Here is a 24,243-nt window from a genome sequence, read left to right as displayed (position 1 = left end):
GTCAGCTATCGGAGGCAAGCCTCCTCCCACACTGGATTTGTGGTGTGTTGAAGAATTCTGATGCCTATAAAAACAGATGTTCGTGGAGCCTCGCCGATGAAATCCTATGAAGTCAATTTTGACGGTCTAGTGGGGCCGACCCATAACTACGGCGGTTTGTCCTTCGGCAACGTCGCGTCCCAAAGCAACAGCCAGCAGCATTCCAACCCCAAGGAAGCGGCGTTGCAGGGCCTGCAAAAAATGAAAGCCCTGATGGACAGGGGCTTTGTGCAAGGTGTGCTGGCGCCCCAAGAGCGTCCAGACGTGGCCGCTTTGCGCAGCCTCGGCTTCAGCGGCACCGATGCGCAGGTGATCCAGCAGGCGGCCAAGCAGGCCATGCCGTTGCTGGTGGCAAGCTGCTCGGCATCGAGCATGTGGGTGGCCAACGCCGCCACCGTCAGCCCAAGCGCCGACACGGCAGATGGCCGCGTGCACTTCACCGCCGCCAACCTCAACTGCAAATACCATCGCAGCATCGAACACCCGACCACCAGCCGCGTGTTGGGGGCCATGTTTGCTGACAGCAAGCACTTTGCCCACCACGCCGCGTTGCCGGCCGTGGCGCAGTTCGGTGACGAAGGCGCGGCCAACCACACACGTTTTTGCCGTGAGTATGGCGAGGCCGGCGTGGAGTTTTTTGTGTTCGGCCGCAGCGCGTTCGATCCCCGTTACCCGGCCCCGCAGAAATACCCGGCACGCCAGACCCTCGAAGCCTCCCAGGCCGTTGCGCGCCTGCATGGCCTGAAGGATGAAGGCGTGGTCTACGCCCAGCAGAACCCGGCAGTGATTGACGCCGGTGTGTTCCACAATGACGTGATCGCGGTCGGCAATGGCGAAGTGCTGTTCTATCACGAGGACGCGTTCCTCAATACCGAACAGATGCTCGCCGAACTGCAAGGAAAGCTAGGCAAACTGGGGGGCAACTTCCAGTCGGTGTGCGTGCCACGCGCCGAGGTCAGCGTCGAGGATGCGGTGCGTTCCTACCTGTTCAACAGCCAGTTGCTGACCCGTCCTGACGGCTCGATGCTGCTGATCGTGCCGGAAGAATGCCGTGCCAACGAGCGTGTGTGGCAGTACCTGCAAGGCCTGACTGCCGCCGGTGGGCTGATCCGCGAAGTGAAGGTCTTCGACCTCAAGCAAAGCATGCAGAACGGCGGTGGCCCGGCGTGCCTGCGCTTGCGCGTGGCGTTGAACGAAACCGAGCTGGCGGCCGTGAACCCAGGGGTTATCATGACCGCGCCGTTGTACGAAACCCTGACCCAATGGGTGGGCAAGCACTACCGCGACAGCCTGCGTGAAACCGACCTGGCTGACCCGCAGTTGCTGCTTGAGTGCCGGACGGCACTGGATGAACTGACGCAAATCCTTAAACTGGGCTCGGTTTATCCTTTCCAGATCAATTAACGCCACGTGGCTGAGATATTTTATTTATGACCGACACCCTGAAGCTGATCCTTGAAGACACCGACGGCACCCAGCTGGAAACCTCCTGCACCCGCGTCGCCGTGGTCTGGCAGGGCAAGGAAATCTGGATCCAGCACGACGGCCGTGGCCAACTGCTGATCGGTGTGGACGTTGAAGAAGGCGACGCTGAATACGCCAACCTGCTGATGCGCCCATTGGCCACCAACCTGATGAGCCTGCAACTGGAAATGGAACCGGCCGACGTTGAAGGTGATGACGACGATCACGTCCACGGCCCAGGCTGCAACCACTAAGGAAGCTGCGTATGCTCGCCCTCGGCAAATTGCTTGAACTGACCCTCGCCGGTCGTGAACCGGCGCAAAAAATTCAATCGACTGTCGACGGCGTGCAGATGCGCTGGCTCAGCGAGGGCGCGCTTGAAGTGCGTCCTCCTGAAGCACGGGACAACGGCAGCGACCTGCTGCTGTCGTCCGGCATCCATGGCAACGAAACCGCGCCGATCGAACTGCTCGACCGCCTGTTGCATGGTATTGCCCGTGGGGAGATCAAACCCCGTACCCGCATTCTGTTCCTGTTCGGTAACCCCGAGGCCATGCGCCGCGGTGAGCGTTACCTTGAACTGGACGTCAACCGGCTGTTCAACGGCCGACATGAAAAAAACATCGGCCCCGAAGCCATGCGCGCCGCCGAGCTTGAGCAACTGGCCCGCAGCTTCTTCAGCCAGCCCGGCCGTTCGCGCCTGCATTACGATTTGCACACCGCCATCCGTGGTTCGAAGATCGAGCAGTTCGCGCTGTACCCCTGGAAGGATGGGCGCCAGCATTCGCGTCATGAGCTGGCGCGTCTGAACGCTGCCGGCATGGAAGCGGTGCTGCTGCAGAACAAGACGTCGATCACTTTCACGGCGTTTACCTACGAACAGCTGGACGCCGAGGCCTTCACCCTGGAACTGGGCAAGGCACGGCCATTCGGGCAGAACCAGGGGGTTGACGTGTCACGCCTGGAAACGCGCCTGAAGCACATCATCGAAGGCACTGAGCCGGCCACCGAGAGCCTCGATGGCCTGCAACTATTTGCCGTCTCCCGTGAAGTCATCAAGCACAGTGACGGGTTCCTAATGCACCTGCCGGCGGATGTGGAGAACTTCTCACCGTTGGCCAAGGGTTACCTGCTGGCCGAAGATGTCGCCAAGACCCGCTGGGTGATCGAGGAGGAGGGCGCACGCATCATCTTCCCTAACCCGAAGGTGAAGAATGGTTTGCGCGCAGGCATCCTGATCGTGCCGACGACCGAGCAGGGGCTGGCCTAGAGCCTGTACTGCTTGCGCGGGGGCAGCCCTAGCTCCTGGCGTAGCCCGTTTTCACTGAACGCATGCGGGTTGGTGTTGGTGCTTGGGGTGGTGGGGTCTGCGTCAAAGTCGAAGGGCTGTGCTGTCGTTGGCAAGCCGACTGCTTGCAATTCGATGTTTCGTATTTGGTGACGTGGCTTGCGACCGTCGACGCCATCCGGGCTTTCACCCGGCATGATCGAGCCGGTTACGTGGTTGTAGGCATGGCACAGTTCATGGAACAGGTTGATGACACTGGGCGTGCCCGGAACGATGTCCGTGGTGTTGTACCAGATCTTTCCTCCGTATGACGGGCGCCCTCGCTGGTCATTGTTGATATACGGCCCAGCAGCACTCGTTGGGTCCGGTACGAACAGGCCATTCGGCTGCGGGTAGAATTCATGGATCGTGACGGGCTGCCCGCTGGCCAGTGACGCGCGCTCCAGTTCTGCCAGCAGACGTTGTCCGGTCGGTGAGCCCAGCAGCAGGCGCAGGTCATCGTTGACCCGGTCGATGAACAACGCGCTGCCCTGCACGCTGACCCCACTGCGGCTCAGTGCTTCAGGCTCCAGGTGAATAGCGTGCGAGGCCAGTGCCCCTGGAGGCAAGTCTGCGGGGACGTCCGTGTGCATCATCAGCGCGCAGTCCACTGTCAGGGTGCTCTTGTAGTTGTAGTAGGTCACATCATCGGCTTTGAGTTGGGTGACATCGTTAAGGCCGTCGCCGGTGTAGATGACATTACTGCCCGGACCCGCCTTGATGCGGTCATCGCCGCCGGCACCGCTGATAATGTTGTGACCCGCGCCGCCAACGATATGGTCATCACCTTCTCCGCCATCGATGAAGCTGGATCCTTGGCCACCACTGATGTCGTCATTACCGGGGCCACCGTACACCGTCATATGGATGTCCTGGTAACCGTGGACCTCATCGTCACCTTCACCCGCTTCGATATGGCATGAGCCGTTGATGGCCGAGATGAAATCATCGCCACGGCCCGTATACAGGCTGGCATTCTTTGCAGCGCTCAAGACACGATCATCGCCGTCGCCGCTGAAGACAAACACGGGAATGATCACGTTGTCATCGATATGAATGCGGTCGTTGCCACCCTGGGTATTCAGTAAAAGCGTCTGGCTTTTCCAGTTCAGCGTGATTTCGTAGCGCGGTTGGTTGAGCTGCACAGTCAGCGTCAACGAGGTGTCGATTGCGGGAGCGGCAGCGAAGATATTGACCGTGTCGTGCCCATCGAAACTGGTGATGCACAGTTGGTCTACCGCTTCCTCCCTGAAAATTCTGCGCTCGATGCGCACATTTTCGTCTTCGAGAAGCCGATGGACTTCGATAAAGCCCGGGCCGCTGGGGCGCTCGTTGGTGGGCTCGTGGCGGGGGTTGTCGGTGAGCGTGTTGGCATCGATGACGTAGATGCCATCAGCCCTTTGGGTTTGAGTCATGTTGCACGACCTGTCGAGTCAGTAAGGAGAAGGCCTTACTTAACGGGAAGTGCGCGGCGATGATGCGGTAGATATACACGCGGATAACGAAAAGCCCCGGCGCCTGAAGGTGTCGGGGCTTTTTTTCAGCGGCGTGTCAGACCGCCAGTTTCTGTTCGCTGCGACGGATCGCCCGTACCTTGTGCAGCGTGTCGGCGCAGGTGCGTGCAGCTTCCTGGCCCTTGTGCACAAAGTGATCATGGAAGAACGCATGATGCTCGCTGCCCGCATGGAAGTGATGCGGCGTCAGCGATACCGAAAACACCGGCACTTCAGTTTCCAGCTGCACCTGCATCAGGCCGCTGACCACCGATTGGGCGACGAACTCGTGACGGTAGATGCCACCGTCCACCACCAGCGCGGCGGCAACGATACCGGCGTAGCGGCCGGTCTTGGCCAGCAGCTTGGCGTGCAGGGGCATTTCAAAGGCGCCGCCGACTTCGAAGAAATCGATGTCCGATTCCTGGTAGCCCTGGGCGATCATTTCGGCGAGGAAGCCTTTACGGGATTGATCGACGATATCCTTGTGCCAGCAGGCCTGGATAAACGCGACGCGCTCGCCGTGGTGGTTTTTGCTTTTGCTGTCGATAGCGGTGGGTTGCATGTTCTGACTCCTGTTTAAGAAAAAAACAGGGCGTTATGAATCGAATGGGATTTAAGGGTACGCATGCGTCAACAGACGCGCGGCCCTTAGGTGCCAATCCCGTTCTCTCTTCATCCGGACTATGACCGTCGGCCCCGGAATCACACCGGGTCTGCTGACCTTGTCGCCGTCCCGCGTGAGCAGTTCGAGGCGCCAAGCGCTCGCGGGCTATACACATTGCGTGTAATTACCGCCGGTGGGGAATTGCACCCCGCCCTGAGAACGTTGCCACCAGAACCCTGGCGGCGGAGAGTTTTTAACATGCTTTTTCAAAAACTGCACGAGCGTCGTATTGATAGCCTATATCGGTTTGTTTGGTTGGTATTCGATTGAATGTAAACGGGGCTTGATATTCCGTGGCGTTGCCCGCAGTAATCACTGACAAAAGGACGTATCCAATCTGTTAGAGGCCTGTTTCATGACTGTGATTGACCTGCGCAGCGACACCGTGACCCAACCCACCCCCGGCATGCTCGACGCCATGGCCACCGCCGTCAGCGGTGATGACGTCTACGGCGAAGACCCCAGCGTCAATCTGCTGGAAGCCGAACTGGCCAAGCGCCTGGGGTTTGCGGCCGCGTTGTTCGTGCCCACCGGCACCATGAGCAACCTGCTGGCGTTGATGGCCCATTGCGAACGCGGCGAGGAATACATCGTTGGTCAACAGGCCCACACCTACAAATACGAAGGCGGTGGCGCAGCGGTTTTGGGCTCGATCCAACCGCAACCGCTGGAAGTGCAGGCGGATGGTTCCCTGGATTTGCACCACGTACTGGAAGCAATCAAACCGGACGATTTCCACTTCGCCCGCACCCGCTTGCTGGCCCTGGAAAACACCATGCAGGGCAAAGTGCTGCCCTTGGAATACCTGGTCAAGGCGCGGGCGTTTACCCGTGAACATGGCCTGGCCCTGCATCTGGATGGCGCGCGCCTCTACAACGCGGCGGTCAAGCTTGGGGTGGATGCGCGGGAGATCGCCCAACATTTCGATTCGGTGTCGGTGTGCCTGTCCAAGGGCCTCGGTGCGCCCATCGGCTCAGTGCTGTGCGGCTCCACGGCGTTGATCGCCAAGGCCCGGCGGCTGCGCAAGATGGTCGGCGGCGGTATGCGCCAGGCCGGCTCCCTGGCAGCAGCGGGGCTGTACGCCCTGGATCACCAGGTGCAGCGCCTGGCCGACGACCACGCCAACGCCCAGTGGCTGGGCGATGAACTGCGCAAAGCAGGGTATGAGGTGGAGCCTGTGCAGACCAACATGGTCTACGTGCAGATCGGCGATCAGGCCCAGGCCTTGAAGGCCTTTGCCGCCGAGCGCGGGATCAAGTTGAGCGCCGCGCCGCGCCTGCGTATGGTCACGCATCTGGATGTCAGCCGGGCGCAGATCGAGCAGGTGCTTGGGGCATTCGTCGAATTTTCGCGCAAATGACCGTGCAGGCCGTCTAATTGAGCCTCTCTATCGCATAAACACGCTGTACCACCGGCAAAGGGCCGATATAATGCGGCCTTTTGCCGTCGCTCCGTCTGATGATGTTGCGCACTGGCCTTTGGCCGCAGCCTCCGTGGAAGAACCTAATGAAAAGCGCAGAAATCCGTGAAGCCTTCCTTCGCTTCTTCGAAGAGCAAGGTCACACCCGTGTCGCCTCCAGCTCTCTGATCCCTGGCAATGACCCCACCCTGCTGTTCACCAACGCGGGGATGAACCAGTTCAAGGACTGCTTCCTGGGCCAGGAAAAGCGCGCCTACACCCGCGCCACCAGCAGCCAGAAGTGCGTACGCGCCGGCGGCAAGAACAGCGACCTGGAAAACGTCGGTTACACCGCACGCCACCACACGTTCTTCGAAATGCTGGGCAACTTCAGCTTCGGCGACTATTTCAAGAAAGACGCGATTACCTTCGCCTGGACCTTCCTCACCGGCGTGCTGAAGCTGCCCAAGGAAAAACTCTGGGTCACCGTCTACGCGACGGACGACGAAGCGTATGACATCTGGACCCAGCAAATCGGCGTGCCTGCCGAGCGCATGATCCGCATCGGCGACAACAAGGGCGCGCCGTACGCCTCCGACAACTTCTGGACCATGGGCGATACCGGCCCGTGCGGCCCTTGCACCGAGATTTTCTACGATCACGGCGCCGACATCTGGGGTGGCCCGCCGGGCTCGCCGGAAGAAGACGGCGACCGTTACATCGAGATCTGGAACAACGTGTTCATGCAGTTCAACCGCACCGCCGATGGCGTGTTGCATCCGCTGCCGGCGCCGTCGGTGGACACCGGCATGGGCCTGGAGCGGATCAGTGCGGTGATGCAGCACGTTCACTCCAACTACGAAATCGACCTGTTCACCAACCTGCTGAGTGCCTCGGCGGCAGCCATTGGTTGCGCCAATGAGAGCCAGTCTTCGCTCAAGGTTGTGTCGGACCACATTCGTTCCTGCGGCTTCCTGATTGCCGATGGCGTGCTGCCGTCCAATGAAGGCCGGGGCTATGTGCTGCGTCGCATCATCCGTCGGGCCTGCCGCCACGGTAACAAGCTGGGCGCCACCGGCAGCTTCTTCTACAAGATCGTTGCCGCGCTGGTGGCCGAGATGGGCGAAGCCTTCCCGGAACTCAAGCAGCAGCAAGCCAATATCGAGCGCGTGCTCAAGGCCGAAGAGGAGCAATTCTCCAAGACCCTGGAACACGGCCTGAAGATTCTGGAGCAGGACCTGGCTGAGCTCAAAGGCACCGTGGTGCCGGGCGATGTGGTGTTCAAGCTCTATGACACCTATGGCTTCCCGATGGACCTGACTGCCGACATCGCCCGTGAGCGCGAGCTGACTATCGATGAAGCCGGCTTTGAACGTGAAATGGAAGCCCAGCGCGTACGTGCTCGTTCCGCCAGCTCCTTTGGCCTGGACTACAACACCCTGGTCAAGGTTGATGTGCCGACCGAATTCACCGGCTACAAGGCGACCGTTGGCTCGGCCAAGATCGTTGCCCTCTATAAAGATGGCAAGTCGGTCGACGTTCTGAATGAAGGCGACGAGGCGGTTGTGGTCCTGGACCAGACGCCGTTTTACGCCGAGTCGGGCGGCCAGATTGGTGACTGTGGGTTCCTGAGCTCGACGTCGGGTCGTTTCGAAGTGCGTGACACGACCAAGACCGGCGGTGCGTTCCTGCACCACGGCGTATTGGTGCTGGGCAACCTGACGGTCGGCGCACCGGTTGATACCCAGGTTGATGCCGACGTACGGCACGCAACTGCCTTGAACCACTCGGCCACTCACCTGTTGCACGCTGCATTGCGCCAGGTGCTGGGCGAGCACGTCCAGCAAAAGGGTTCGTTGGTCGATAGCCAGCGCTTGCGTTTCGACTTCAGCCACTTCGAAGCGATCAAGCCAGAGCAGATCAAGGCCCTGGAAGACATCGTCAACGCACAAGTGCGCAAGAACACCCCGGTTGAGACCGAGGAAACCGACATCGAGACCGCCAAGGCCAAAGGCGCCATGGCGCTGTTCGGCGAGAAGTACGGCGACAACGTGCGTGTACTGAGCATGGGCGGCGACTTCTCGGTGGAACTGTGTGGCGGTATCCACGCCAACCGCACCGGCGACATCGGCCTGCTGAAAATCATCAGCGAAGGCGGTGTGGCGTCGGGCGTACGTCGTATTGAAGCGGTGACCGGTGCTGCGGCCCTGGCCTACCTCAATGCGGCCGAAGAGCAACTCAAGGAAGCGGCCAGCCTGGTCAAGGGCAGCCGCGACAACCTGATCGACAAACTGTCCGCCGTGCTGGAGCGCAACCGTGCGCTGGAAAAACAGCTGGAGCAGTTGCAGGCCAAGGCCGCCAGTGCGGCGGGCGACGATCTGTCGGCTTCTGCGGTGGACGTCAAGGACGTGAAAGTCCTGGCGGCTCGCCTGGATGGCCAGGACGGCAAGGCGCTGTTGGCCCTGGTCGATCAGTTGAAGAACAAGCTCGGCCGCGCAGTGATCCTGCTCGGCAGTGTCCATGAGGATAAGGTCGTTCTGGTTGCTGGTGTAACCAAAGACCTGACTGGCCAACTCAAGGCCGGTGATTTGATGAAGCAAGCCGCTGCGGCAGTGGGCGGGAAGGGCGGTGGTCGTCCGGACATGGCACAAGGCGGTGGTGTAGACGCCGGTGCCCTGGACGCGGCCCTGGCCTTGACCGTGCCGTTTGTCGAGGCAGGTATTTAAGGCATTGTTAACCGGCCCGTGGTCTAGTCGCGGGCTTGTTCGGTGCTGGTTGATTGGATATTTAGGCGCCCCTTTACGGGCTGAGGCGGCTTGGAAATGGCTTTGATCGTACAGAAATTTGGAGGCACCTCGGTCGGCTCTGTCGAAAGAATCGAGCAGGTGGCCGACAAGGTTAAGAAATTCCGCGATGCCGGTGACGACCTGGTGGTGGTGCTATCGGCCATGAGCGGCGAGACCAATCGCCTGATCGAGCTGGCCAAGGCAATCAGTGGCGACCAGCAACCGCTGCCGCGTGAGCTGGACGTGATCGTGTCGACCGGTGAGCAGGTGACCATCGCCTTGCTGGCCATGGCCCTGAACAAGCGTGGCGTGCCAGCGGTGTCCTACACGGGCAGCCAGGTGCGCATCCTCACTGACAGCGCGCACACCAAGGCGCGCATTCTGCAGATCGATGATCAGAAAATTCGCACCGACCTGAAAGCCGGCCGCGTGGTAGTTGTAGCTGGGTTCCAGGGTGTGGATGAGAACGGCAACATCACGACCCTGGGGCGTGGCGGTTCGGACACCACCGGCGTGGCTCTGGCAGCGGCCCTCAAGGCTGATGAATGCCAGATCTACACCGATGTGGACGGCGTCTACACTACCGATCCGCGTGTCGTGTCCGTGGCCCAGCGCCTGGACAAGATCACCTTCGAAGAGATGCTGGAAATGGCCAGCCTCGGTTCCAAGGTGTTGCAGATCCGTGCGGTGGAATTCGCCGGCAAGTACAACGTTCCGCTGCGCGTATTGCACAGCTTCAAAGAGGGTCCGGGCACCCTCATTACTATTGATGAAGAGGAATCCATGGAACAGCCGATCATTTCCGGTATCGCTTTCAACCGTGATGAAGCCAAGCTGACGATCCGTGGCGTGCCAGACACCCCGGGCGTGGCTTTCAAGATCCTGGGTCCGATCAGCGATGCGAATGTTGAAGTCGACATGATCGTGCAGAACGTCTCGCACGATAACACCACCGATTTCACCTTCACCGTGCACCGCAACGAGTACGATGCGGCATTGAAAATCCTGGAGAACACCGCGAGCGAGATTGGCGCCCGTGAAGTGGTCGGCGATACCAAGATTGCCAAGGTGTCGATCGTGGGTGTGGGCATGCGTTCCCATGCCGGCGTTGCCAGCCGCATGTTTGGGGCTCTGGCCAAGGAAAGCATCAACATCCAGATGATCTCTACCTCGGAAATCAAAGTCTCGGTAGTGATCGAAGAGAAGTACCTGGAACTGGCTGTACGTGCGCTGCATACCGCGTTCGAGCTGGACGCTCCGGCCCGCCAGGGCGAATGAAGTAATGCCAGGAAGGCGCGGTCTACCGCGCCTTTCCTTTTTTTGTAGGGCGCATGGTCTTTTGCGTGCGCTCGACAATACTTAGGCCGTTGGGGCTATGACTCTCGGGTCGTAGGTCGAACGCCTTTTTTTTGCAGACTGTTGTTCCTGAAATGAAATGCGTGAGGAGAAAGGTATGCTGATTCTGACTCGTCGGTGCGCAGAAAGCCTGATTATCGGTGATGGCGAAATCACCGTGACCGTGCTCGGCGTCAAAGGCAATCAAGTACGTATCGGGGTTAATGCTCCGAAAGAGGTAGCGGTCCACCGCGAGGAAATCTACCTGCGGATCAAGAAAGAGAAGGACGAAGAACCAAGCCTTTAATTTTTATCGTTTTTTATGTTTGCAAACGGGGAGGAACGTGGTTAATATACGCCCCGTGTTGCGGAGAGCTGGCCGAGTGGCCGAAGGCGCTCCCCTGCTAAGGGAGTACACCTCAAAAGGGTGTCGGGGGTTCGAATCCCCCGTTCTCCGCCATTATTTGTTTAGTACGTTGCAATCTGGTTTTTTCGGTAAGTTGTTGAAAATTAACGAAAAAATAGCTTTACATAGAGATTGAACGGCCTATAATGCGCGGCAACAAATGCACTCGTAGCTCAGCTGGATAGAGTACTCGGCTACGAACCGAGCGGTCACAGGTTCGAATCCTGTCGAGTGCACCATTTAAGAGTTAACTGCAGCAACGCAGGTAACTTTGCTTCAACCAGTTGTGATCTGGTCTAAAAACACAATCTGCACTCGTAGCTCAGCTGGATAGAGTACTCGGCTACGAACCGAGCGGTCACAGGTTCGAATCCTGTCGAGTGCACCATACAAACAAAAAGCCCGCCTAGTGCGGGCTTTTTGCCGTCTGGCGTTTGTGTCGGACTTTATCTTTTTCTCCTTCCTCATGTGTTTTCCGTTCAGGCGGTGGCGTCGCAGTTCTTATATGCAGCCAATACTCAGCTTTGGCTCGCAAGCGCTTGTTCTTTCCAGTTTTTTGACGTTAAAGACGGCCGGGCGGTGTATCATTGCGCCCGTCAGCCCCGCCGGGGCTTGTGGAATACCTCCATGGACTTACCCAGTAGTTACTCAGTACCCCGCTTTACCAATCATGAATTGACTGATTGATCCTTCCGGCGTGCCCCGCTGCTGGGAGTGGAGTTCGCCTATGACCGAAGTAGAAGTAAAGAAAACACAGGACAGCCTGCAGGATCGCCTGGCTCAAGTCATCGAGCTGCTGCAGCGCCAGCGCGTGGTCGAAGACCTTACCCATCGCCAGGAAGGTCCGAACCACGACCGCGTTGAAAACCTGGTCCACCGGCAAAACCTCGTCGAGTTGCAACGCAAACTCGATGACCTGCACTCCGCCGACGTTGCCTACATTCTCGAAGCGTTGCCGCTCGATGATCGACTGACCCTCTGGCAGTTGGTCAAGGCTGACCGCGACGGCGACATCCTGCTCGAAGTGTCCGATTCGGTTCGTGAAACCCTGATCGCCGACATGGACGATCACGAGCTCCTGGCTGCGGCCAAAGAGATGGATGCCGACGAGCTGGCGGACCTCGCGCCTGAGCTGCCCCGTGATGTTGTCCATGAGCTGATGGAGGCTCTTGATGGCCAGCAGCGTGAGCGCGTGCGCTCCGCGTTGTCCTATGACGAGGATCAGGTCGGCGCCCTGATGGACTTCGAGATGGTCACCATTCGCGAAGACGTCAGCCTGGAAGTGGTTCTGCGTTACCTGCGCCGCCTGAAAGAGCTGCCTAGCCACACAGACAAACTGTTCGTGGTCGATTACGAAGGCATTCTCAAGGGCGTGCTGCCGATCAAGCGGCTGCTGGTCAACGATCCGGAAAAAAGGGTTGCTGACCTGATGGCCAGTGATACCGTGAGTTTTCACCCGGATGAAGACGCCTACGACGCGGCTCAGGCCTTCGAGCGTTACGACTTGATCTCGGCGCCCGTGGTCGACAAGAACGGCAAGCTGATTGGCCGTCTGACCATTGACGAAATCGTCGACCTGATTCGTGAAGAGAGTGAAACCGAAGTCCTCAACATGGCGGGTCTGCGTGAAGAGGAAGATATTTTTGCGTCGGTCTGGCGTTCACTGCATAACCGCTGGGCGTGGCTGGCCGTTAACCTGATTACGGCGTTCATCGCTTCCCGTGTGATCGGGCTATTTGAAGGCTCCATCGAAAAACTGGTGGCGCTGGCGGCGCTGATGCCGATTGTGGCGGGTATTGGCGGTAACTCCGGCAACCAGACCATCACCATGATCGTGCGCGCCATGGCGCTGGATCAGGTGAGTACTGCCAACTCTTCTCGGCTGCTGCGCAAGGAACTGGCTGTGGGCCTGATCAACGGCCTGGTGTGGGGCGGCGTGATTGGTGTGGTGGCCTACTTGCTGTATGGCAGCTGGTCGCTCGGGGTGGTGATGACCGCCGCCATGACGCTCAACCTGCTGCTGGCCGCGCTGATGGGGGTGCTAATCCCCATGACCCTGGCGCGCCTCGGTCGTGACCCGGCCATGGGCGCCAGCGTGATGATCACGGCCATGACTGACAGTGGTGGCTTCTTCATCTTCCTGGGCTTGGCGACGATTTTCCTGCTCTGACCTGTCTCCCCTGCGTTGGCGTCCCCGCTGGTCGCGGGGTGTCAATGCGTCCGCTACACCGCCTCGAAAAGGCTCGACAGCTGCGTGCTAACGCTGTCGAAGCCTGTCTAAATCCCAGGCAAAAAAAAGCCAGCACATGGCTGGCTTCGGCTTTCAGTTGCAGATCAATTGGCTTCTGCGGCCGCCTCGACGTCGTGCGCGATAAGCGAGACGAGGGCATTTTGCTGGCGGTGGGAGAGCTGACGAAAACGCTGCAGCAGTTCGCGTTCGTGCAGCGACAGCTCAGGGCTGTCCAGGCGCATGCTTAGCTCGTCACCCAGCGCACCTTCCTGAATAAGGCTCTGTTCCAGGCGCGCGATGATTTCGGAGTTCATGCTGCGGTGATGATTGCGAGCCACCTCGGCAATGCGTTCCCGCATTCCGTCTGGCAGACGTACGACGAACTTGTCAGCCGTACGGCTGGAATAAATTGCCTGTTTCAATGGGCGCATATATTTAACCGGTTAGTTCAGGGGAGCGGTTTTTGGAATTGGCCGCAAGCGATGAGAGTTAAGACAAGACTCACGACCAAAGTTCAACCCGAATTGCAAAGAGGCCGCATCATGCCTCAGATTTGCCAGTTCCTTGGCGTCAATTCTGTGACAAATATTGAACTGCCTAAAGGCTTTATGCCAGCACTCATTTGTATTTTTGCGGACTGGTTGGAAATCTTTTCTGCGAGGACGACAGATACTCGATCATCCCGCAGGCCGGGCCGCAACGGGGTTTTGAGGCCGCACGTGGTGTAGCAAAGTGGCCTTTTGCCCTTGTGTTAAGACTAGTGGCAATTTGCCGATTTACTAGGGCGAGGCGACATAAGGTAGGGCGAAGGGGAGGGGGATCAGCGCAAAACCGGGTCGAATTTGATGCGGCGACCCATAACCAGGCTTAGCAGCAGAAGGCTTGCGCACACACCGCTGGCGATCAGTGAGGTGAGTTGAACGTCTTGGGAGTCGGCCACCAAGCCATAGATTCCAGTCACGGTGGTCATGCACACAAACAGCCAGGCAAATTTGGTCATGAGCGGTTTCCTCAGAAAACCCAGTGTTCAGCGGCTGGGGCGGCCTGGGTAGCTTGGGCCAAGCGTACCGGCGGTTGGGCATTCGGCGTCATGACTGCCAATTGCGGGCGTTGTTGCAGGTGATGTGGTACCGCTTGGCTGATCTGAGCCGGGTCGTTGCTGCCAGTCGACTGAAAGTGAAATGTCACCAGTGCCGTCAGGGCAACGGCGTTAAGGACTAACAGAAGGGCACTGTTCATGGTCATGTTCTCCGCTTAACGCCGTAGTTGAAAGGGGTGTTGCAGGAGAAGTATTGCAGGTCTCGTGCCAATCTATTAAGTCAATATAATCAATGACTTGAGACTTGATTTATGCGTCGGGAGGTTGCAATTTGCAATGCCGGCATTTTGGGGGAGTGCATTTTGCACGATTGGGCGAAGTGCCCGTATTTATGGGGCGAAACGGCAACTATCCGGCCGCATCTCGTCCTACACTCAAAAAGCCCACGGACGACATGACAAAACCGACCTCGGCCGTTAACATGCACGCCGTCCGTCACAACGCCACTGGCCCGACGGCTGTCATAAGTCCCAGTAGCTCAATTGGATAGAGCATCCCCCTCCTAAGGGGAAGGTTGGCCGTTCGAACCGGCCCTGGGACACCAGATTCAAAGCCCCGCACAGCTTATTCTGTGCGGGGCTTTTTTGTGCGTGTGCGGTCTTTTCAAACATCAATCGAACCTTGCCGCCGATCAATGTTCACAGCAGGTGTTGCCGGGTATTTTTCGCCACGGTGTACCTCTCACGCCACCCCGCGTCGTCTGAGCTGTTCAAGCAAAATAATCCCCGGAAACAGCTCGTACCGCCTGTCCGGAACCGGCCACCCAGGACTATCATGCCGATAGCCCTGTCTCTCACTGCAAGGAGCCGCTCGGAACGCCGATGCGCCAGATCTGGAAATCTTTTCGAGCCCTTTATTTCGCCTCCTTGATGATGCTGATCGGCTCCGGCCTGCTCAGCACTTACCTGGCTTTACGCCTGGCGGCCGACCATGTCGACAGCCTGTGGGTCGGTGCGCTGATGGCGGCCAACTACTTCGGCCTGGTGCTGGGCGGCAAGATCGGGCACCGCCTGATTGCCCGTGTCGGGCACATCCGTGCCTATGCCACTTGCGCCGGGATCGTCGGCGCCGCGGTATTGGGGCACGGCCTGGTCGACTGGTTGCCGGCGTGGATCGTGCTGCGGATGATCGTCGGCCTGGGCATGATGTGCCAGTACATGGTCATCGAGAGCTGGCTCAATGAGCAGGCGGATGCCAAGCAGCGGGGCGTGGTGTTCAGTGGCTATATGATCGCGTCCTACCTTGGGCTGGTGCTGGGTCAACTGATCCTGGTCATGCATCCCCAGCTCGGCCTTGAACTACTGATGTTGGTGGCGCTGTGCTTTGCCCTGTGCCTGGTGCCGGTGGCCATGACTCGGCGCATTCACCCGGCCCCCCTGCATCCGGCGCCGATGGAGCCGCGCTTCTTCATAAAGCGCGTGCCGCAGTCGCTGAGTACGGTGTTGGGCGCGGGGCTGATTGTTGGTTCGTTCTACGGCCTGGCGCCGCTTTATGCATCTCAGCAGGGGCTGACGACGGAGCAAGTCGGTCTGTTCATGGGTAGCTGCATTTTTGCCGGGCTGCTGGTGCAGTGGCCGTTGGGTTGGTTGTCGGATCGCTATGACCGTGCGCTGCTGATCCGTTGCTTTGCCCTGTGCCTGGCGGTGGCGGCATTACCGCTGGCGATCATGACCCAGGTGCCGCTGGAAGTGCTGTTCGTCGCGGGATTCCTGTGTTCCCTGGTGCAGTTCTGCCTGTACCCGCTGGCGGTGGCGTTTTCCAATGACCATGTGGAAGGCGATCGTCGGGTGTCGCTGACCGCCATGCTGCTGGTGACTTATGGCGTCGGCGCGAGTATCGGGCCGTTGCTGGCTGGTGTGATCATGAAGATGTTCGGCAGTCATATGCTGTATGCCTTCTTCAGCCTGTGTGCGTTGATCCTGGTATGGCGCATCCGGCCGAAGGCGGTGACCAACCTGCATCAGGTGGAAGACGCACCGCTGCATCACGTGGCGATGCCCGACAGCATGTCGAGTTCGCCGCTGGTGGCCGCGCTTGACCCGCGCGTCGATGAGCAAGTGGTACAGGAGCAGATGCAGACTGTCCCCGACCCCGAGCCGCAAGTTGATCCGCAGCCGCCGGTGGACGAGCCCGCCTTTGTTGGGCCCCCGGAACCCCTGGGGCCAGAGGAACATCCTCACGACTTGAGCAGGGCGCGCCCCTGAAAGCAAAAAACGGGCAGATCCCCTAAGGGGCTGCCCGTTTTTTTTGCCGCGATCTTCAAGGATTAAAAATCGTCGTCCTTGTCGAAGCGTCGCGCTTCACGCTGCAATTGGTATACAAAGCGCTCGACCTGACGCTGCACCAGGCCGCTCATGTTGTGGAAGCGCACACCGGCGAAGGTGGTGTTGATCTTGTCTTCGAAGTGCAGGTACCGCAGTTCGACCGAGGTCGTCATGCTGCCAAACGGCAGGGCGGCGACAAAGCGGTCGTAGACCTGGCCCAGTTGCAACCGCTCGGAGATGTCGCCTTCAAAGCGCAGTTTGCAGCCGGTGGCGGAGATATCCAGCAATTTGCCGTTGACCGGCGCCTTGAGTTTTTCGCCGCCGAGTTCGATGTTCACCAATTGCGCCAGCTTCAGCGCGGCGCGGAAGGCGTTGCGGCGCTGATGGTAGACCACCTCGTCCGGCAGGCTGCCGGTGTAGATACGGTGGCCATCTTTTTCGCTGATGGTCAGGGTGCCGCTGCTTTCCCAGGCGACGCGCACGCCGTCGTGGAAGCCTTCGATACGGAAGGGTTCACCGTTTTCGAGGTAGCGTTCGCCATCACGGGGGATCATTTCGTCCAGCGCCAGCGTGTTGCTGTCGCGGTTGACGTCCACCAGATAGCTCTGGAAGCGCTGGCTGCGCTCGTGGAAGGTGATGATCAGCGGGTCATGGCTGTCTTGCAGCATCCGCAAGGTGCCGGCGATTTCCAGAGGCGTGGTGAGGACCTTCGGTGGCTGCGGGGCATCTTCCGCATTAAGGGCGTTGAACACGGTTCTTCCATCTCCAGACAAAATACGACTACACGCAAGAACCGGCATTTTGCCAGCATGTGGCGCGCCTTGGATAGGGCGCACGGTAAACCGGCGTCAGGCTTGGCTGCGGGTGCTTGGCTTGACCAGGCGCGAGGTGGAACCTTGGGCGTTATACAGTGCCGGCGGCTCGCCGCCGTGGAGTATACGCAACTGGTTGGCGGTCGTGGCTTGCTGAAGCTGGATCGATTGACCGTTAAGCAGGTTGGCTTCCTGGCACTGGGCGAGCACTTGATTGAGTTCTTTGCTCTGGCTCAGTAACTGATCGCCGACCGAAGAGTGGCTGGCCAACTGCGCCAGGCCATCGTGGTCTGCCGGCAAGCCAAGGCTGATCAGGATCTGGCTGCGTTTTTTGCCATGCTGTTCCAGCAGGACAATCAACGACTGCTTGCGCGCCAGAATTTCTTCCAGCAGCGGCATATCCCGGCCGTAAAGGGCCAGTGACTCTTCTCTTAGCAGCTCCAGCAATTGTTGCGTCGGCGCTAGATCATCAATGATCAGTTGCAGCAAATGTTCGTCGTGATGCATGGCTGGCCTTGGGTTTTAAGCGTCCAAAAGCCCTGCGCAGGCCTTTGCCTAGCGCTCGGCTTCGAAATTAAGCAGCTTGCTGGCTACACGGTTGCTGTCGACTTTATAGCTGCCATCGGCGATTGCCTGTTTCAATTCGGCCACACGGGCTTTATTGACCACCGGTTGATCGCGCAGCGAGTCAGTGACCTTCTGCAACTGTTGAGCCTCATTGCTCAGGTGTACGGATTCCCCGCTCTGGCTGGCCTGTTCTGCCTTGGCGGGCAGTGGCGGGGCCTTGGCTTCTACGCTTTCCTTGGTGCCGGTGGTACGCGTAGTGCCTGACGTTGCCGGGGTGTTATTTAAACGACTGAAATCGATGACCATGATAAAAAACCTCTGGGTATTTGGACGCTTGCCATGTTTTCGGCCATACCCGGATAAACTTTAGACGCAAATGACAATAAATCTGCGTATGGGCTACCTCCTGCACAGTGTAGGAAAACCCGGCGTCCTGTACCAGTCATCTATAGAGCGACCTCGACTTGCCCTGGGGCTGTTACCCGCGCCTTGATCACGCGGTTGGAGTTGAGGTTCTTGACGCGAATCTGTTCACTCATGCCGCCATTGGACAGCGCTTCACCGGGCATTTTCACGTTCAGCGTACCGCTGCTGGCGGAAATCACCACCTGGTCGCCCTTGCGAATTACCTCGGCCTGCTCCAGATGCACCAACGTGATGACCTGGTCGGTGACCACTGGTCGGGTTAATTTTTGCCCGACGGCCTGGTCCACAGACGTCAAGTAGCCCTGGCTGATCAGGCTGATGTCGCGTTCGCGCAGTACAACGTCCTCAAAACCGATGATGCCGGTGCGTTTGAGCGGCCGGGCCACTACCACTACATCGCGGAACAGCTTGACCTGAGCCGGCACAAACACCGTCCAGGGCGAGGCGCCGTCGCAGCGCACCCGCACCGTTACGCGGCCGATGGGCTGGGCGGGGCTTTCCAGGGTGGCTGTCAATTCCTTGTCGCACATGGGCATGCGCAGCCGTGGGTCCAACTGGTTGACCTGGATTTCATAACGCCCTGGTGTCTGGGTGGTTGCCAGATAATCTTCTACAGTGAACTCAAGAAAGCCCTGAGTGACGCCGATAAGTAGATCAGGCAAGGTGACGTTATCTGCGCGGGCCGTGGTGTTCAGGCTCAACGCAAGCAGCGCCACCAAGGCGCAGAGCAATCTGCGGTCCTGTGGGAATCGAAGGCGTCGGGAAACTGTCGTTTTAATATCCATGGCCAATAAATAGCAAAGCTCGTGCCGTTTAGTGTTGGGTGCGCGTCGCACCTTCAAGGTTTTAGCGTAGGAGTCTGGGCATGGCAGGAGTAATGGATTCAGTAAACCAGCGCACACAGCTGGTAGGGCAGAATCGCCTGGAGTTGTTGCTTTTTCGCCTGGATGGCAAGCAGCTGTATGGCATCAACGTGTTCAAGGTGCGGGAAGTGCTGCAATGTCCCAAGCTGACGATCATGCCCAAGTCCAGCCCCGTGGTGTGTGGCGTGGCCAACATCCGTGGCGCGACCATCCCGATTCTTGACCTGGCCCTGGCCACCGGTTCGGCTGGCCTGCAGGACCGCGAAAACCCGTTCGTGATCATCACCGAGTACAACACCAAGACCCAGGGTTTCCTGGTGCGCTCGGTGGAGCGCATCGTCAACATGAACTGGGAAGAGATTCATCCGCCGCCCAAGGGCACCGGCCGCGACCACTACCTCACGGCAGTGACGCGGGTCGATAACCAATTGGTGGAAATCATCGACGTGGAGAAGATCCTCGCTGAAGTGGCGCCGACCTCGGAATCGATTTCCGTGGGTGTGGTGGATGCCGAAACGGCGCACAAGGCGGTCTCGCTGCGTGTGCTGACGGTGGATGACTCCTCGGTGGCGCGCAAGCAGGTGACCCGTTGCCTGCAAACCGTCGGCGTGGAAGTGGTGGCGCTCAATGATGGCCGCCAGGCGCTGGATTACCTGCGCAAGCTGGTAGATGAAGGCAAGAAACCGGAAGAAGAATTCTTGATGATGATCTCCGACATCGAGATGCCGGAAATGGACGGCTACACCCTCACGGCTGAGATACGCAGCGATCCACGCATGCAAAAATTGCATATCATCCTGCATACTTCGTTGTCGGGCGTATTCAACCAGGCGATGGTCAAGAAGGTCGGTGCCGATGACTTCCTGGCCAAATTCCGTCCTGATGACCTGGCATCCCGGGTAGTCGCCCGGATCAAGGCAGCAGATCACAGCTAAGGGCTTTTTTCCCCTGGCGATCACACGATTTTAGAGGCGGTATCAGTGTCTACGGGTAATTTGGATTTTGAACAGTTCCGGGTCTTCCTGGAAAAAGCCTGTGGCATATTGCTCGGTGAAAACAAGCAATACCTGGTATCCAGCCGTCTTAATAAACTGATGGAGCAGCAGGGCATCAAGTCCCTGGGCGAGTTGGTTCAACGGATCCAGGGGCAGCCGCGCAGTGGCCTCAAAGAGATGGTGGTCGATGCCATGACCACCAACGAAACCTTGTGGTTTCGTGATACCTACCCCTTTGAAGTGCTCAAGAGCAAAGTGCTGCCGGAGGCCATCAAGGCCAGCCCGGGCCAGCGCTTGCGCATCTGGTCGGCGGCCTGCTCTTCGGGGCAGGAACCGTATTCGATCTCGATGTCCATCGATGAGTTCGAGCGGACCAACATGGGCCAGTTGAAGGCCGGGGCGCAGATTGTTGCCACTGACCTGTCCGGCACCATGCTCACCAACTGCAAGACCGGTGAGTACGACAGCCTGGCCCTGGGCCGTGGTTTGTCCCAGGAGCGCCTGCAACGTTACTTCGACCCCAAAGGGGCAGGACGTTGGGCGATCAAGGCGCCGATCAAGAGCCGCGTGGAGTTCCGTTCGTTCAACCTGCTCGACAGCTACGCCAGCCTGGGCAAGTTCGACATGGTGTTCTGCCGCAACGTACTGATCTACTTCTCGGCAGAAGTGAAGAAAGACATCCTGTTGCGCATCCACGGCACCCTCAAGCGTGGCGGTTACTTGTTCCTCGGTGCTTCCGAGGCACTGAACGGCCTGCCGGATCACTTTCAGATGGTGCAGTGCAGCCCGGGGATCATCTACCAGGCCAAATAAAAATGTGGGAGGGGGGCAAACCCCCTCCCACATTTGTTTCTGCGGCAAAGTTGATGAAAGCGGCAACTCCCCATTGCCGCTTTACTGGCGCCACGCGGAAACCCGTTGCCGCTTTTCTGGCATTGCCGCCGGCAACCTCCTCGCAACCCCTTGATTCATGGGCTTTTCAGAAACTGGCATGCGCCTTGCTATAACCCAGTTAACGAACAGCAGGTCAGCCTAAAGGTTTCCGCCATGAGCATCAGCTTCGATAAAGCGCTCGGTATCCACGAACAAGCCCTGGGCTTCCGCGCCCAGCGTGCTGAAGTCCTGGCCAATAACATTGCCAACGCCGACACCCCGAACTACAAGGCTCGGGATCTGGACTTCTCCGCCGTGCTCGCCGCACAGCAGGACAAGACCAAGAACGGCACCTTCGCCTTGAACATGACCAACAACCGTCATATCGAAGCGCAAGGCCTGAGCAGTGGTGACGAGTCGTTGCTGTATCGCACGCCGATGCAGCCGTCGATCGACCAGAACACCGTCGACGCCCAGCTGGAGCAATCGGCGTATGCCGAGAACTCGGTGAACTTCCAGGCCAGCTTTACCCTGCTCAACAGCAAATTCAAAGGGCTGATGTCAGCCCTGCGTGGAGAGTAAGCCATGTCCCTGTCCAGTGTTTTCAATATTGCCGGTAGCGGCATGAGCGCCCAGACCACGCGGCTCAACACCGTCGCCAGTAACATCGCCAACGCCGAGACCGTGTCGTCGAGCATTGACCAGACGTACCGTGCCCGTCACCCGGTGTTTGCCACCATGTTCCAGGCCGGTCAGAACGGCGGCAGCGACTCGCTGTTTCAGGAGCAGGACGCAGCCGGCAAAGGCGTGCAGGTGCTTGGCGTGGTCGAAGACCAGAGCAACCTCGAAGCCCGCTACGAGCCTAACCACCCGGCGGCGAACGAAAAAGGCTACGTGTACTACCCGAACGTCAACGTGGTCGAGGAAATGGCCGACATGATTTCCGCCAGCCGCTCGTTCCAGACCAACGCGGAAATGATGAACACCGCCAAAACCATGATGCAGAAGGTCCTGACCCTGGGTCAGTGATAAGGGGCGCCAAATAATGGCCATCGTTGATACGACTACTAATTCAGCAGTCCAGGACCTTTTCAATTCCAAGGTCAGCACTGCAACAAACAATGTCGCAAGCACGGCTTCTGCGGCCACCGGCAATCAGTCGTTGGGCAAGGACGCATTCTTGCAACTGCTGGTCACCCAACTGAAAAACCAGGACCCGCTGTCGCCTCAGGACAACGGTGCATTCGTGGCCCAGTTGGCTCAGTTCAGCAGCCTGGAAGGCATCAACACCCTGAACGACTCGGTGAATGCAATCTCCAGCAACTTCAGCTCTTCGCAGGCGCTGCAAGCTTCGTCGCTGGTAGGGCGTTCGATCATCACCCAGACCGACAAGGCCCTGGTGGATACGAGCAAGAGCATGAACGGTTCGGTGGCGGTGACTGCTGCCACCGGCAACGTCGCCATCAAGATCACCGACAAAGACGGCAACGTGGTGCGCACCATCGACATGGGCGCCCAGAGCGCCGGCACCTCGGACTTTATCTGGGATGGCAAGAACGACGCGGGTGAGGTGGCTCCAGCGGGCACCTACACCTTCGCGGCCACGACCAAGAACGACAAGGGCGATTCAGTGGCCCTGGCCACTTCGCTGCCGGCAACAGTGACCAGCGTTACATTGAGCAAGACCGGCGGCGAAATGCTGCTGAACCTTGCAGGCGGCATGGGCAGCGTCAAACTGTCGCAAATTCAGACTATCGGTACATAGAGCCGGCTAACTACGGCAGAGGGAGAGAAACATGTCTTTTAATATCGGCCTTAGCGGCCTCTATGCGGCCAACAAACAATTGGACGTGACCGGCAACAACATCGCCAACGTCGCGACCACTGGCTTCAAGTCGTCCCGTGCGGAATTCGCCGACATCTACGCCGCGTCCAAACTGGGCACCGGGCAGAACAGCATCGGCAACGGCGTGAACCTGGCGGCGGTGTCCCAGCAGTTCACCCAGGGTGACGTCAACGGCAGCGGCGGCGTGCTGGACATGGCGATCCAGGGCGGCGGCTTCTTCGTGCAGAAGGGCAGCGACGGTTCCCTGGAATACACCCGTAGCGGTGCGTTCCGCGCCGACAAAGACGGCTACATCACCAACAACACCGGCACCTCGCGCCTGCAAGGCTACGCGGCGGATGACGACGGCAAGATCATCAAAGGCGGCTTGACCGACCTGCAACTGAACTTGTCTTACCTGCCGCCGAAGGCGTCCACCAAAGTGGACTCCACCAGTAACCTGAACTCGTCGGAGCCGGTGATCAACCAGACTACCAAGCCGTTCAACCCTGCCGACACCACCACGTTTACCACTCAGTACAGCACCACCTTGTACGACTCCCAGGGCAACTCCCACGCCATGGTGCAGTACATGGTGAAAACCGACGCCAACGAGTGGAACGCCTACACGTTGATCGACGGCCGTAACCTGGATGGTTCCAAGCCGACAACGACCGGCACCACTGCTCCTGTGCCGTCGACCATTACCTTTGATGGCGCGGGTAAGCTCAAGGACGTTGTGACCGGCGGCGTGAGCAGCAAGACCTTGACGCTCACTGGCTGGGTTCCAGGGTCGGTGACCGATGGCACTTGGACGCCGAACGACGCGACTGCCGGCCCTATTGCCGTGAACATGGGCAATATCACCCAGTACAACTCGGCCAGCTACCGCAACCCGCCGACCACTGACGGTTACGCTACCGGCCAGATCACCGGCCTGAAAATCGACGGCAACGGTGTACTGTTCGCCACGTTCAGCAACCAGCAGAGCAAGGCTATCGGCCAGATCTCCCTGGCCAGCTTCAACAACGAACAGGGCCTGCAACCGGCAGGCGGCACTACCTGGAGAGAGACCTTCTCCTCGGGCCAGCCGGGTTACGACACCCCGCAAGCCGGCACCCTGGGTTCGATCGTGGCCAACTCCCTGGAGAACTCCAACGTTAACCTGACCAACGAGCTGGTGGACCTGATCAAGGCCCAGAGCAACTACCAGGCGAACGCCAAGACTATCTCCACCCAGAGCACCATCATGCAGACCATCATCCAGATGACGTGATGCGGTAACGCTCCACAAAAAAGCCCCTCGCAAGAGGGGCTTTTTTATGGACGGTGGAAATGTATCTGGCAAAAAAAGCCCCCGATACACCGTAGGC

At 58.8% G+C, this 24,243-nt stretch carries 24 protein-coding genes, 4 tRNA genes and 1 riboswitch; of the genes, 19 read left to right on the top strand and 9 right to left on the bottom strand.

The features are described 5' to 3' along the window. Positions 1–96: 96 nt before the first annotated feature. From astB to astE, 3 genes are read left to right on the top strand one after another with little or no spacing between them, the layout of a single operon-like run. Positions 97–1,443 (top strand): N-succinylarginine dihydrolase, encoded by a 1,347-nt coding sequence (gene astB, locus DNK50_RS24895; RefSeq protein ID WP_112196520.1) that lies wholly within the window; start codon positions 97–99, stop codon positions 1,441–1,443. A 26-nt stretch (positions 1,444–1,469) separates the two neighbouring features. Beyond that, positions 1,470–1,757, top strand: coding sequence for a hypothetical protein (locus DNK50_RS24890; RefSeq protein ID WP_003175651.1), 288 nt, complete (start codon positions 1,470–1,472; stop codon positions 1,755–1,757). Between the two features lie 11 nt (positions 1,758–1,768). After that, positions 1,769–2,773, top strand: coding sequence for a succinylglutamate desuccinylase (astE, locus tag DNK50_RS24885; RefSeq protein ID WP_112196519.1), 1,005 nt, complete (start codon positions 1,769–1,771; stop codon positions 2,771–2,773). Here the strand turns inward: astE and DNK50_RS24880 are convergent. After that, the gene (locus DNK50_RS24880; RefSeq protein ID WP_112196518.1) at positions 2,770–4,245 is read right to left on the bottom strand and encodes a M91 family zinc metallopeptidase; all 1,476 of its coding nucleotides are present in this window, start codon (positions 4,243–4,245) and stop codon (positions 2,770–2,772) included. The two genes, astE and DNK50_RS24880, sit on opposite strands and share 4 nt — an antisense overlap. Before the next feature lie 136 nt (positions 4,246–4,381). Beyond that, entirely contained in the window at positions 4,382–4,888 is a 507-nt protein-coding gene (locus DNK50_RS24875; RefSeq protein ID WP_112196517.1) for a 6,7-dimethyl-8-ribityllumazine synthase, read from the bottom strand. Between the two features lie 97 nt (positions 4,889–4,985). Next, positions 4,986–5,155: riboswitch (FMN riboswitch) on the bottom strand. Between the two features lie 190 nt (positions 5,156–5,345). On the opposite strand from DNK50_RS24875, the gene ltaE reads away from it, so the two are divergent. The 8 genes from ltaE to mgtE all read left to right on the top strand — a co-directional run bounded on the left by ltaE (position 5,346) and on the right by mgtE (position 13,086). Further along, positions 5,346–6,350, top strand: coding sequence for a low-specificity L-threonine aldolase (gene ltaE, locus DNK50_RS24870; protein WP_112196516.1), 1,005 nt, complete (start codon positions 5,346–5,348; stop codon positions 6,348–6,350). A 146-nt stretch (positions 6,351–6,496) separates the two neighbouring features. Further along, entirely contained in the window at positions 6,497–9,115 is a 2,619-nt protein-coding gene (alaS, locus tag DNK50_RS24865) for an alanine--tRNA ligase (protein ID WP_099587200.1), read from the top strand. Between the two features lie 96 nt (positions 9,116–9,211). After that, complete coding sequence (locus DNK50_RS24860) at positions 9,212–10,453, top strand: aspartate kinase (protein WP_112196515.1); 1,242 nt, start codon at positions 9,212–9,214, stop codon at positions 10,451–10,453. A gap of 175 nt (positions 10,454–10,628) precedes the next feature. Continuing rightward, positions 10,629–10,817 (top strand): carbon storage regulator CsrA, encoded by a 189-nt coding sequence (gene csrA / locus DNK50_RS24855; RefSeq protein ID WP_003175645.1) that lies wholly within the window; start codon positions 10,629–10,631, stop codon positions 10,815–10,817. Positions 10,818–10,879: 62 nt separating this feature from the next. Further along, positions 10,880–10,970 (top strand) — tRNA-Ser (locus DNK50_RS24850). 108 nt (positions 10,971–11,078) lie between these two features. After that, positions 11,079–11,155 (top strand) — tRNA-Arg (locus DNK50_RS24845). A gap of 72 nt (positions 11,156–11,227) precedes the next feature. Further along, positions 11,228–11,304: transfer RNA gene (locus DNK50_RS24840), tRNA-Arg, on the top strand. A gap of 339 nt (positions 11,305–11,643) precedes the next feature. Continuing rightward, a complete protein-coding gene (mgtE, locus tag DNK50_RS24835) occupies positions 11,644–13,086 on the top strand; it encodes a magnesium transporter (RefSeq protein WP_099587199.1) in 1,443 nt (480 codons plus the stop codon). Positions 13,087–13,250: 164 nt separating this feature from the next. Here the strand turns inward: mgtE and DNK50_RS24830 are convergent, their stop codons facing one another. The 3 genes from DNK50_RS24830 to DNK50_RS24815 form a co-directional block, all read right to left on the bottom strand. Continuing rightward, positions 13,251–13,577, bottom strand: coding sequence for an Arc family DNA-binding protein (locus tag DNK50_RS24830; RefSeq protein ID WP_003175643.1), 327 nt, complete (start codon positions 13,575–13,577; stop codon positions 13,251–13,253). A gap of 389 nt (positions 13,578–13,966) precedes the next feature. Beyond that, positions 13,967–14,146: a PA3371 family protein gene (locus DNK50_RS24820; protein WP_099587197.1), complete on the bottom strand. Its 180-nt coding sequence runs from the start codon at positions 14,144–14,146 to the stop codon at positions 13,967–13,969. Between the two features lie 11 nt (positions 14,147–14,157). Next, positions 14,158–14,385, bottom strand: coding sequence for a hypothetical protein (locus DNK50_RS24815; protein WP_099587217.1), 228 nt, complete (start codon positions 14,383–14,385; stop codon positions 14,158–14,160). 327 nt (positions 14,386–14,712) lie between these two features. Between DNK50_RS24815 and DNK50_RS24810 the strand changes: the two genes are divergently transcribed. After that, positions 14,713–14,789 (top strand) — tRNA-Arg (locus tag DNK50_RS24810). Between the two features lie 277 nt (positions 14,790–15,066). Continuing rightward, positions 15,067–16,449: an MFS transporter gene (locus tag DNK50_RS24805; protein WP_112196513.1), complete on the top strand. Its 1,383-nt coding sequence runs from the start codon at positions 15,067–15,069 to the stop codon at positions 16,447–16,449. A 62-nt stretch (positions 16,450–16,511) separates the two neighbouring features. Here DNK50_RS24805 and DNK50_RS24800 read toward each other — a convergent pair whose 3' ends face one another. From DNK50_RS24800 to flgA, 4 genes are all read right to left on the bottom strand, one after another. After that, positions 16,512–17,261, bottom strand: coding sequence for a flagellar brake protein (locus DNK50_RS24800; protein WP_099587195.1), 750 nt, complete (start codon positions 17,259–17,261; stop codon positions 16,512–16,514). A gap of 96 nt (positions 17,262–17,357) precedes the next feature. Continuing rightward, positions 17,358–17,828 carry a flagella synthesis protein FlgN gene (locus DNK50_RS24795; protein ID WP_112196512.1) on the bottom strand — a complete coding sequence of 157 codons (471 nt, stop codon included), beginning with the start codon at positions 17,826–17,828 and terminating at the stop codon, positions 17,358–17,360. Positions 17,829–17,876: 48 nt separating this feature from the next. Beyond that, positions 17,877–18,194: a flagellar biosynthesis anti-sigma factor FlgM gene (gene flgM / locus DNK50_RS24790; protein WP_099587193.1), complete on the bottom strand. Its 318-nt coding sequence runs from the start codon at positions 18,192–18,194 to the stop codon at positions 17,877–17,879. A gap of 140 nt (positions 18,195–18,334) precedes the next feature. After that, positions 18,335–19,099, bottom strand: coding sequence for a flagellar basal body P-ring formation chaperone FlgA (flgA, locus tag DNK50_RS24785; protein WP_112196511.1), 765 nt, complete (start codon positions 19,097–19,099; stop codon positions 18,335–18,337). Between the two features lie 80 nt (positions 19,100–19,179). Here flgA and DNK50_RS24780 point away from each other — a divergent pair, with 80 nt between their 5' ends. The 6 genes from DNK50_RS24780 to flgE all read left to right on the top strand — a co-directional run bounded on the left by DNK50_RS24780 (position 19,180) and on the right by flgE (position 24,146). Then, a complete protein-coding gene (locus DNK50_RS24780; protein WP_099587191.1) occupies positions 19,180–20,112 on the top strand; it encodes a chemotaxis protein CheV in 933 nt (310 codons plus the stop codon). A gap of 45 nt (positions 20,113–20,157) precedes the next feature. Further along, positions 20,158–20,985, top strand: coding sequence for a protein-glutamate O-methyltransferase CheR (gene cheR, locus DNK50_RS24775; protein ID WP_032886774.1), 828 nt, complete (start codon positions 20,158–20,160; stop codon positions 20,983–20,985). 234 nt (positions 20,986–21,219) lie between these two features. Beyond that, positions 21,220–21,627: a flagellar basal body rod protein FlgB gene (gene flgB / locus DNK50_RS24770; protein WP_017529461.1), complete on the top strand. Its 408-nt coding sequence runs from the start codon at positions 21,220–21,222 to the stop codon at positions 21,625–21,627. Positions 21,628–21,630: 3 nt separating this feature from the next. Further along, positions 21,631–22,074, top strand: a complete 444-nt coding sequence (gene flgC, locus DNK50_RS24765; RefSeq protein WP_003175632.1) for a flagellar basal body rod protein FlgC — start codon at positions 21,631–21,633, stop codon at positions 22,072–22,074. Between the two features lie 16 nt (positions 22,075–22,090). Next, complete coding sequence (gene flgD / locus DNK50_RS24760) at positions 22,091–22,810, top strand: flagellar hook assembly protein FlgD (RefSeq protein ID WP_099587189.1); 720 nt, start codon at positions 22,091–22,093, stop codon at positions 22,808–22,810. 31 nt (positions 22,811–22,841) lie between these two features. Beyond that, positions 22,842–24,146 (top strand): flagellar hook protein FlgE, encoded by a 1,305-nt coding sequence (flgE, locus tag DNK50_RS24755; RefSeq protein WP_099587188.1) that lies wholly within the window; start codon positions 22,842–22,844, stop codon positions 24,144–24,146. Positions 24,147–24,243: the final 97 nt, after the last annotated feature.

The organism is Pseudomonas sp. LG1E9, assembly GCF_003290225.1.
Lineage (GTDB): Bacteria > Pseudomonadota > Gammaproteobacteria > Pseudomonadales > Pseudomonadaceae > Aquipseudomonas > Aquipseudomonas cyclaminis.
The sequence above is the reverse complement of the archived record's forward strand: the minus strand, read 5'-3'. Positions and strand labels throughout refer to the sequence as shown.

Bases quoted from the DNA above. Each gene is read 5' to 3' on its own strand.
- DNK50_RS24795 (WP_112196512.1), bottom strand. From the start codon at position 17,828: ATGCATCACGACGAACATTTGCTGCAACTGATCATTGATGATCTAGCG.
- flgB (WP_017529461.1), top strand. From the start codon at position 21,220: ATGAGCATCAGCTTCGATAAAGCGCTCGGTATCCACGAACAAGCCCTG.
- DNK50_RS24860 (WP_112196515.1), top strand. From the start codon at position 9,212: ATGGCTTTGATCGTACAGAAATTTGGAGGCACCTCGGTCGGCTCTGTC.
- DNK50_RS24880 (WP_112196518.1), bottom strand. From the start codon at position 4,245: ATGACTCAAACCCAAAGGGCTGATGGCATCTACGTCATCGATGCCAAC.
- astB (WP_112196520.1), top strand. From the start codon at position 97: ATGAAATCCTATGAAGTCAATTTTGACGGTCTAGTGGGGCCGACCCAT.
- flgM (WP_099587193.1), bottom strand. From the start codon at position 18,194: ATGGTCATCGATTTCAGTCGTTTAAATAACACCCCGGCAACGTCAGGC.
- flgE (WP_099587188.1), top strand. From the start codon at position 22,842: ATGTCTTTTAATATCGGCCTTAGCGGCCTCTATGCGGCCAACAAACAA.
- csrA (WP_003175645.1), top strand. From the start codon at position 10,629: ATGCTGATTCTGACTCGTCGGTGCGCAGAAAGCCTGATTATCGGTGAT.
- DNK50_RS24815 (WP_099587217.1), bottom strand. From the start codon at position 14,385: ATGAACAGTGCCCTTCTGTTAGTCCTTAACGCCGTTGCCCTGACGGCA.
- DNK50_RS24890 (WP_003175651.1), top strand. From the start codon at position 1,470: ATGACCGACACCCTGAAGCTGATCCTTGAAGACACCGACGGCACCCAG.
- astE (WP_112196519.1), top strand. From the start codon at position 1,769: ATGCTCGCCCTCGGCAAATTGCTTGAACTGACCCTCGCCGGTCGTGAA.
- DNK50_RS24820 (WP_099587197.1), bottom strand. From the start codon at position 14,146: ATGACCAAATTTGCCTGGCTGTTTGTGTGCATGACCACCGTGACTGGA.
- flgC (WP_003175632.1), top strand. From the start codon at position 21,631: ATGTCCCTGTCCAGTGTTTTCAATATTGCCGGTAGCGGCATGAGCGCC.
- DNK50_RS24780 (WP_099587191.1), top strand. From the start codon at position 19,180: ATGGCAGGAGTAATGGATTCAGTAAACCAGCGCACACAGCTGGTAGGG.
- alaS (WP_099587200.1), top strand. From the start codon at position 6,497: ATGAAAAGCGCAGAAATCCGTGAAGCCTTCCTTCGCTTCTTCGAAGAG.
- flgD (WP_099587189.1), top strand. From the start codon at position 22,091: ATGGCCATCGTTGATACGACTACTAATTCAGCAGTCCAGGACCTTTTC.
- DNK50_RS24830 (WP_003175643.1), bottom strand. From the start codon at position 13,577: ATGCGCCCATTGAAACAGGCAATTTATTCCAGCCGTACGGCTGACAAG.
- flgA (WP_112196511.1), bottom strand. From the start codon at position 19,099: ATGGATATTAAAACGACAGTTTCCCGACGCCTTCGATTCCCACAGGAC.
- ltaE (WP_112196516.1), top strand. From the start codon at position 5,346: ATGACTGTGATTGACCTGCGCAGCGACACCGTGACCCAACCCACCCCC.
- DNK50_RS24875 (WP_112196517.1), bottom strand. From the start codon at position 4,888: ATGCAACCCACCGCTATCGACAGCAAAAGCAAAAACCACCACGGCGAG.
- mgtE (WP_099587199.1), top strand. From the start codon at position 11,644: ATGACCGAAGTAGAAGTAAAGAAAACACAGGACAGCCTGCAGGATCGC.
- DNK50_RS24805 (WP_112196513.1), top strand. From the start codon at position 15,067: ATGCGCCAGATCTGGAAATCTTTTCGAGCCCTTTATTTCGCCTCCTTG.